Annotated in this window: 8 protein-coding genes; 1 reads left to right on the top strand and 7 read right to left on the bottom strand. The window is 42.9% G+C overall.

Translation table 11 applies throughout. The features are described 5' to 3' along the window. Positions 1 to 1469 (bottom strand): site-specific DNA-methyltransferase (locus JX312_RS05760; protein ID WP_204457357.1); only part of this gene is annotated, 1469 nt, incomplete at its 3' end. 2 nt (positions 1470 to 1471) lie between these two features. Next, complete coding sequence (locus JX312_RS05755; protein WP_204457356.1) at positions 1472 to 1672, bottom strand: helix-turn-helix transcriptional regulator; 201 nt, start codon at positions 1670 to 1672, stop codon at positions 1472 to 1474. Positions 1673 to 1877: 205 nt separating this feature from the next. Between JX312_RS05755 and JX312_RS05750 the strand changes: the two genes are divergently transcribed. Continuing rightward, positions 1878 to 2696: a phosphatidate cytidylyltransferase gene (locus JX312_RS05750; protein ID WP_204457355.1), complete on the top strand. Its 819-nt coding sequence runs from the start codon at positions 1878 to 1880 to the stop codon at positions 2694 to 2696. 62 nt (positions 2697 to 2758) lie between these two features. Here the strand turns inward: JX312_RS05750 and JX312_RS05745 are convergent, their stop codons facing one another. The 5 genes from JX312_RS05745 to JX312_RS05730 all read right to left on the bottom strand — a co-directional run bounded on the left by JX312_RS05745 (position 2759) and on the right by JX312_RS05730 (position 8565). Beyond that, positions 2759 to 3451: a porin family protein gene (locus JX312_RS05745; protein WP_204457354.1), complete on the bottom strand. Its 693-nt coding sequence runs from the start codon at positions 3449 to 3451 to the stop codon at positions 2759 to 2761. Then, positions 3448 to 5355 (bottom strand): LysM peptidoglycan-binding domain-containing protein, encoded by a 1908-nt coding sequence (locus tag JX312_RS05740; RefSeq protein WP_204457353.1) that lies wholly within the window; start codon positions 5353 to 5355, stop codon positions 3448 to 3450. Before JX312_RS05740 ends, JX312_RS05745 begins: the two co-directional genes overlap by 4 nt. A gap of 127 nt (positions 5356 to 5482) precedes the next feature. Next, positions 5483 to 7756: a DUF5686 family protein gene (locus JX312_RS14090; protein ID WP_239653823.1), complete on the bottom strand. Its 2274-nt coding sequence runs from the start codon at positions 7754 to 7756 to the stop codon at positions 5483 to 5485. A 165-nt stretch (positions 7757 to 7921) separates the two neighbouring features. Further along, positions 7922 to 8365, bottom strand: coding sequence for a CYTH domain-containing protein (locus JX312_RS05735; RefSeq protein ID WP_124029834.1), 444 nt, complete (start codon positions 8363 to 8365; stop codon positions 7922 to 7924). A gap of 44 nt (positions 8366 to 8409) precedes the next feature. Then, positions 8410 to 8565, bottom strand: coding sequence for a DUF4250 domain-containing protein (locus JX312_RS05730; RefSeq protein ID WP_370541476.1), 156 nt, complete (start codon positions 8563 to 8565; stop codon positions 8410 to 8412). Positions 8566 to 8578: the final 13 nt, after the last annotated feature.

Here is an 8578-nt window from a genome sequence, read left to right as displayed (position 1 = left end):
CCAGAAAATCGCGTAACCAACATGAATACAGAGTTTAACAATTTCGCATTAACAGATTTTAAGAGACGCCAGTGATTCTCCTTTACCTTTCCCTTATACGGATAACCGGACATCACGCGACGCACTCTCTCGGCGGTTATATCTTCGGCATAGTCCATCAGTTCCACGAGTACAAACTTGCGGTTTCCCTTGTCTTTGCTATTTTGTGAAAGTACTGCATGGGCTGTGGAGCCACTGCCTGCAAAGGCATCCAATACTATTGAGTCTTCATCGGTAGCCACTTGCACTATACGTTCTATCAGAGTAGACGGTTTTGGGGTTTCAAACGGACTGCGCCCGCCGAAAATAGCTTTCAGTTCTTTTGTGGCGGCGTCTGTATGCCCCACCTCGGTATAGTCCCAAAAAGTTGTAATCAGTTTTCCTTCGACGGCATTAAGATAAGTTTTACGTGCGATACCGCCTTGACCATTCTTTGTAAAATAGAATCGAGGCCAAGGACCTTTTTCCAATACTTTATGCGCTTTCTCACGTGATTCTTCAAGTGAGTTCTTCAGCATTATAGCCTTTACTCCGGGACGGACAGTTTCAACCGTAACACCGCAAATCTCGGCACGCTTTTCAGCATCATCTAACTCAAGAAGTTCATACTCGCACCAACCGGACATATACTCAAACATCTGTGATTGGTCATATCGCCAGCAAGCATTATTATATGGATATAGTAACTCACCTGTAAATGGATGCTGAATAGCATATACCATTCCTTGATGGGTAGCTGCATTTGGTGCGCAGGGATTATCATTACGCCAAAGAGCGACATCATTATCTGGATTCTTATACATGACGTTCATACTCTCGTCACGTTCCAAACGTTTCGGAAGCCAGTCCTTAGACTTGCTGTAAACAAGGATATGGTCTGTCTCGGTTGGAATACCTTTGGAATCATTTCGGGGTGAGTAGGTCTTATGCCAGATTATGTCACCCTTGAAACAGTTTGCACCGAAAATATCATCACAGATAGTACGCAGACGCGACACCTCATTGTCGTCGATCGATATGAAGATAGCACCTTTGTCGGAAAGCAACTGACGCAGGAGCACAAGACGTGGATACATCATACAGAGCCATTTGTCATGGCGCGTGAAATCCTCGCCCTCAGCCCCGACTACCTCGCCGAGCCAACGGAGAATATGAGGGTCATTTACATTGTCATTGTAACGCCATTTCTCATTGCCGGTGTTATAGGGTGGATCTATATAGATACAGTCAACTCGTCCTTCATATTCGGGAAGGAGCGATTTGAGTGCTGCAAGATTATCACCATGAATTATCTTGTTTCCCGATTGGCTTGGTGCAGCGCTGTCAGGACATTGGCTATTAAAGCCATAACGATGCTCCAGCACGCGAAAAGGCACTTCGGAATGATGGGTGATAATCTTTTCTTTTCCAATCCAATTGAGCGACGGCATACTTATTTAGTGCTTTGAATTAAATCTTTAATATCAACATCCAATAATTCTGCTATGCGATTGAGCGTAGGTAAATCAGGCTGAATAGTATTAGTACACCACTTGGATATAGTTGTGGGGTTCTTATCCAATTCTGTTGCCAGCCATTTACTGGTTTTCTTTTTCTCGCAGAGAACTATTTTGAGTCGATTTAAGTCTTTCATCACATCAAATTTGAATAATACGTAAATTTAATGAAAAATTCCAACATACACAAAGACACAAGTCGAATAAGTTTGTAGCAACGCCACCTCAGGAGGTGACGTTGTTCGTTTATGATACCACAAAATGACAGTTCTCTGCAATTGCATGTTGCAATTTTGCGTCAGAATAGCTAACTTTGCCGCGTCATTGAATTTAGAGACAAAAATGGAACTTAAGAAATTAACAGTCCGTACATTGTCGGGCATAATATATTGCGGGATAATTGTCGGTTGCATACTTATAGGACACGAAGCCGTGGCAATAATGGCTTCTGCTCTTGCAACAATCGCAGCAATCGAGTTTTCAAAAATTAATTCGGATCTCAATGCCAGAAGGATTCCTACCCTGCTTCTTGATATAGCGGGATGCATCGCATTGTGCTTCGGAGTCTACGTATATCCCATAATTCTGTGGGTGGCAATAATGATTGCAAGATTTGTCGAAGAATTGTATATCAATGACGATAAACCTTTGCATAATCTCGCAAATTCGATGATGACCCAGATCTATATCGGCATACCATTGGCTTGTGCCGTTGGAATATCCTATCTGTTTTCGCGTCCTGAGGCTCTGCTTGCTGTCTTTCTGTTTTTATGGATTAACGACACAGGCGCATTTCTGGTAGGGAGCACGATAGGCAGACATCGCCTGTTTGAACGCATATCTCCTAAAAAGTCGTGGGAAGGTTTCTTTGGCGGTGCCGCGTTCACTGTAGCGGCAGCATTGTTATTCTGCTACACATGCTCCGGCTTCTTCGGGTTCGACAATGACGCGCTCCTCTGGATTGGGCTCGCTGTTGTGACTGTGATCTTCGGCACCTGGGGAGATCTTGTAGAGTCCATGATCAAACGGACTCTCAACATCAAGGATTCCGGAAACATCATCCCGGGACATGGCGGCATACTCGACAGAATTGATTCTCTGCTTCTCGCCGCGCCTGCAGTTCTGATATATCTTATACTTTGGGAGCTTCTGCGGTTTTAGAGGATTTTGCTGATAAATAAGAAACCGTTTAAAGGACGGAGGATACTGTTATTAGCGTCCTCCTATTTCACCCTCAGCCAGTAGCCTATGCTCGCCATGACCGACATTGAGTTGGAACCACGGAAATTTTCAGTCCGCCCGGAGCGCAACACATTGCCGAGTCCGTAATAGAACCGTCCTTCTATATAGATGGAATTCCTTTTATTTATGCTGAATTCACCGCCAAGTCCGGCGGAAATGCCGAAATCAACTTTGTTTTCAGCTGCCATTTCATATTGGTATGTGGTACGCAGCGAAGAGGGAAAATCCGGAACCGAAGAAATGTTGCTGTAATCAAAATTCGCTTTGGTAGACTCTCCTATCATAAAACCGATTTCAGGACCGGCATTAAAGAAGAATCTGCCTCTACGCCCAAAATAAATATGGGCAAGAAACGGTATCTGCACATAGTTGAGAGTTCGTGAATACTCAAATGGATATTCCTCGAAATCCTCTTTCCATCCACGCTGCTCAAAATTCACCTCCGCTATCAGACCGAAATGGCTCTCTTCGATATATCTGAATGCAACACCTGCATTCCCCCCCATTGCAAAACCTTGCTTCACACTCGGTGTAAAAGATACTCTTGACAAATCCACTCCACCCTTTACACCTACAGACACATTGGATGAATAATGAGTCTGAGCGGAAGATGACAAGACGGATAATCCCGAAGCCACCAACATCGAAAATACTATACGTCCCGTTTTTTTCATTTTACTATAATCTTTTCTATTGTGTTATATGGAGTGAATCTAACAAGATATACAATCGGATTGAACAATCCCGTCCAGTTTCCGGGTCTTGACAATTCAAAATCACTTTGAACTCCCCCCTCTGAACGTCCGATTGCGTTGAGGTCATAGTCGGCTTTTGCAAGCCCCTCGATAAAATATAACGATGCATCGTATCCTACGCATGCATACATAGGAAATGACTTGGCAGGAGTCCGGTCAAACAACGACTTGTAATAAGTCACAAACCTTCTGCTCTCATCAGATGATCTGTCGTAAAAGAACCGTGAAGGGACAAGCACCTCCGCCGCATGGAATTTCTCTTCCATGGACGATTCATCATATACAATCCAGTTGGGACGCCCCAACACCTTGATTTCGGCAAGCGGGTTGTCGCTTTTGGCACTTATGACGGCATCCACTAACGCGGCAACATCATCTTTCTTGGTAGGATATGCATATAATATATATTTCTTGTCTTCATCAAACGGATATTGCGACACAGCATCAACCGACATATGTTTGACATTGCCTGCGGGCAATGTCGATTTGACAGCAGAAGCAAGAAGGTCATTATCATCGGCATCACCGACAAAAATCATTGTATGATCGCTGTAATCACTACATACTTTTGCTGCAATCTCCTCATTAAAATAATTGGAAGGAGTAAGTAGCTGAATCACATATGGATTTCTTGTGTATAACTCATTCTTGACATCAAACGTATTGACCAATGGAGTCTGACTCACCTCAGCATATTCCGACAGATATGACGGAATTCCCTTTTCTGTGGTAAGGAAAACGATGTCGGGATTCAGATCCGAAAGTTCGGTAAGCACATCAGTTGAGGTGCGGTTGCCATTAACCACTGTGATATTCAACTTAATACCTGAGTGTTTCAATCTGTCTACGCCTGTAAGGAATCCCCTTGTAAACTCAAGATCCTTGCGTGCGGCAGGCTCTGACAACAGCAGGGCAACCTTGAATTCTCTTGCATCCTGAGCAGCTGTAATGCCATGAATGCTGTCATATATCTCCGATATTCCTTCATCCGATAACTCCCTGGGGTCTTCTTCTATGAATGTCTTCTCTACAGTTGTAGTCTCAATTTCCGGAACTGTGACAATAGACTTTTTCTTAGGCTTCTCGCCTGCACCCTTATTAACTTCAAGTAGGTCCTCTTTATCCACTCCTGTTTTCTCGGCAATAGTATCCCAGGTATCTTTCTTATCTACCTTATAAGTAGAAAAAGACAGAAGACTTTCCTCTTTGACTTCTCTGACACTGCTTTTTACACCGGTGCCTCGTTCAGGCAGTCGTATGATCTCTCCCGCTTTAAAATTCTTTTCCGAAACACCTGGATTGCTTTTCATTATAGCCGCAACAGATGTAAAGTGAGCCTTTGCCACGCCATAAAGAGTGTCACCCTTCTTTATTGTATAAAAATCAGCGTTGTTTTCTTCATCGGAGACATTGTTTTTAGCAAGCAGCAATGTCTCACCCTCTTTTATTCCGGTTTTACTCCCTGGATTGAGTTCGAATATGGTATTTACCGGAATTCCATACATTCTCGATATGGCATAGACAGTCTCGCCTCTTTTCACGATATGCGTCAGTTTATGACAATCTTCCTGCATTTTTTTATTGCTGACTTTTTGAGTCTTTGCTGCATCCTCCTCGGCTGGGTAATATACCTTCATCCCCTTCTGGAGAGGAGAAACCGCCTTGGGATTCAATTGCTGCAACTGATCGTAGTCCCAGCCGTATGCACGCGAGATCCCGAATAATGAATCACCCTTTTTGATTTCATAGACATAATAATTCTTACCGAGAATCTCCACAACGGGCAATGAGGGAGCGGCATTGGCGCTTACTGAAGAAATCATTAAAGCGCATATCATCAAAAATTTCGATATAATCTTCATAATACAATAATTTGCAGAGGGCGCACTACCGCCCATCATGCAAAGTTAATGAAAATTTCTGACAAAGAAACTCTTTGCAACGCGTTTCTTAAAAAGAGAAATGAAGTGATATCCTGAGTCCTCTCTTATCAATTCCAGGCATATCCCTGTACGTGAGTCTCCAGATATAGTCAACGCGGAGAATTGTCAATATGTTATCAATACCCGCACCTATCTCCATATAGGGAGTTCTGCCCATCGCAACATTGCCGGATGCATGAGGAAAACGATACAGGTCATCGTTGTATTCCGGATTGTTCTTTTTACTCAGACTACCTGCAAATCCTTTGAATGTGAAAACCTCGCGCAGTTTCAGTTTCTTTATCAGAGGGATTCTGTTAAATATCAACCCATTCATAAAATAAGTCAAATCAAGTGAAGCGAATTTGTCCATCGCAAATTCCATCGGATTCAGAAGCGTATACGATTCCGGCTGGATAGTATACGAGATGTTGGCATTCTGCCACAATAACGCGGGAAACTGTACTTTGCTCCATATAATGCCCCCTTTCAATATTATATCGGCATAGCCGAATGCTGAAAACCAGAATCTTTTCTGAATCGACAATTCTGTCTTGTTAAGAGTGAAGTCTGCACCAAATAAACCTCTGGGACCAAACTCATGTGTCAGCATAAAGACCGGCGCATCAAGATTTATGGGTTTCCTGCTTGTGACTGCCTGCACGAATTTTTCACCCGGCGCATATCTCAAGGCAAGACGGAGTGCCGCCTGTTTGAAGTTTCTGTCATACACACCGTCAGCACGCATGAATGGGATCCATTCTGTAGCCTCTTGCGTCTCGTGACGCAATTCCACTCCTATGGAAAGATTATTTCTCAGTTCGAGGTTATACTCAAGCTTTGCGAGCCGACGATATGTTATAAGGTCACTGCTCATTCTTTTCAGCGACAGAAACACATTGTCTGAATTTGTAAAAAGATAGTGCTGCCCAAGTTGATCCTTATCATACTGATATGTCGCACGGATTGAATTAACCGGAAATTCACGCGATGTGTAAGTTTTCGGAATAAACGAATATTCAAGTTCTCCGCTGTATTTTATCTTTTTATCCTTTAAACCATAAGCTACATAACCTCGTCCGAAAATATGCGGAGACAACGCAGGCGTCGTGACACAGCCTACTCTGAAACGCATTCCTTCCGCTGTATTATGGCTTATAAAAGTATTCACCGGTCCTATATCGAATTTACTTGGATTTCCGGTAGTCACATAACCGTTTACAAATACTTTCAACACTTTTTCAGTCCAGTACAATAAAGGTTTCTTTCGAAGCATGAACATCATTTCACCCATATTTGACTCAGCTGACGACAATGGAATAAGACGTGACTCCTTCCAGAAATCCTCAGACTCGTTTTCTGCGGATGCAAGTAATATTTCACGTCCTCCACCCGCCGTGACATTGCCTAAATCTTCAGCCGGAACATATGAAAACCCGGAATATCTGACCTGACGTGAGCCGTAGAGTTTCGGAGTGCCCGGAAGAAACTGCATTTCAAGACACAGGTCATCAAGAGTCTTGTGTGTATTGCCGGTCGAATCCTTTATGAAATTCTGACTTATGAAGATATTATCCACATAATTGAGGTTGATTGCCTTGGGCACACGCATCGTTACGCGTTTTACATATCTGACAGAGTCATTGACCGGAATATAGAGTTTACCGTTAAAACTGAATGATTCCGGATTATGCGGANAAAAAGTCAGTTCAACGCATTTTTCACCTCCTACAAGAAGCGTATCACTGATCTCATATCTATAAAAATCATCGGCTATTGCCGAAAGAGGACTTACAAATCTGTTTTGCATCAATGCTATGTCATTGCCATATAAATCGACCTCCCGCAACAGGTCTTCAAAAATCTGACGTATATTCTGCTGATTGAAACCCTCGTCAAGTCCGTTGCTTCTAAGACCTCTGACCACTTCTACAGCATGTGGAAACTTGCTGCCGGAAACTACAGTAGACACTTTCTCCTTCAGGGCGACATCAAGAATAGTCTTTCCTGTCCATGCGGCGGTGTCTATGAAATTAGCCAAGAAGTCGAATTGCTTTCCGACCTTTCCATTTTTCTGAACAAGTCCTACATCAAAGTCATTCAGAGCCAGAACGGTCTTCTCGTATTTGTCATAACGGTAATAATCCGACCTCTGGGGATCATGGTGCCTTTTGTCTTGTCTGACACGCTCCATCAATTCAACAGCCGGATTATTCTTTTTTGAATATTTCCTTCGCTTAGGCTTGACTATCAACTCCTTGAGATCACGCCCCCGCGCATTCCCAAAACTGATCGTATCCAAGACCTCAGGTCTGACCATCTTGGCACAGACATCAGTCTGCCAAAACAGAACAATAAACAGCAGACACGAGAAAAATATTATTACCCTATTGATTCGCAAGAACTAAAAATATTGAGAACATCAATCTGTTAATAAACCGCTTAGATTTAAACAGTTAAAAAAACATCAAGACAAGTTTGAATTATAATAATTCGGATCACCGGTCACTTCTGCTCCGATAAAACCCGGAACATCAAAATCCACATCCGATGAGGGCAATTCTATTTCCGCCACAACAAGAGAAGCATTCCTGCCTTGAAACTCGTCTACCTCCCATATAAAACCGGAATAATTCACATAATGGCGTATCTTTTCAACCACGCATCCATCGCACAATCCAAGCAACGTCCTGGCATCCTGCAATGGAATCTCATACTCGAATTCAAGTCGTGTGTCACCTATGTTCTTTCCTTTGACAGTCAGGAATCCGGTTTCATCCTTTATGCGAATCCTGACAGTCCGCTCAGGATCACGATTCAGATAACCCTGAGTGATAACACTTGATTTGAACGAAAGATTGCGATATGAGCTATCTTTTACAAGATATTTCCTCTCTGTCTCTAATCCCATAATCCGCTTGTGTGTTTAATTTTATACGAACTCAGAAACTGTTTTCATCTGAACTGATTGACTTCCGGATTGTATTCAAACCCGGCACGTTTAAGTTTATCGGTCAGAATCTCATGCTCTATTCCTTCTGCCGCACACAATTCCTCAAGAGTGGAATATGAATCGCGCAACTTCATGTTTACCGCGCTATACAACATTATCGGGTCATTGGGC

Origin of the sequence: Barnesiella sp. CU968 (assembly GCF_905219685.1) — a bacterium.
GTDB lineage: Bacteria > Bacteroidota > Bacteroidia > Bacteroidales > Muribaculaceae > Lepagella > Lepagella muris_A.
This window is presented reverse-complemented; position numbering and strand designations above follow the sequence as displayed.

Excerpts from the sequence above, each read along its gene's own strand:
- JX312_RS05745 (WP_204457354.1), bottom strand. The coding sequence starts at position 3,451 with ATGAAAAAAACGGGACGTATAGTATTTTCGATGTTGGTGGCTTCGGGA.
- JX312_RS05735 (WP_124029834.1), bottom strand. The coding sequence starts at position 8,365 with ATGGGATTAGAGACAGAGAGGAAATATCTTGTAAAAGATAGCTCATAT.
- JX312_RS05740 (WP_204457353.1), bottom strand. The coding sequence starts at position 5,355 with ATGATTTCTTCAGTAAGCGCCAATGCCGCTCCCTCATTGCCCGTTGTG.
- JX312_RS05750 (WP_204457355.1), top strand. The coding sequence starts at position 1,878 with ATGGAACTTAAGAAATTAACAGTCCGTACATTGTCGGGCATAATATAT.
- JX312_RS05755 (WP_204457356.1), bottom strand. The coding sequence starts at position 1,672 with ATGAAAGACTTAAATCGACTCAAAATAGTTCTCTGCGAGAAAAAGAAA.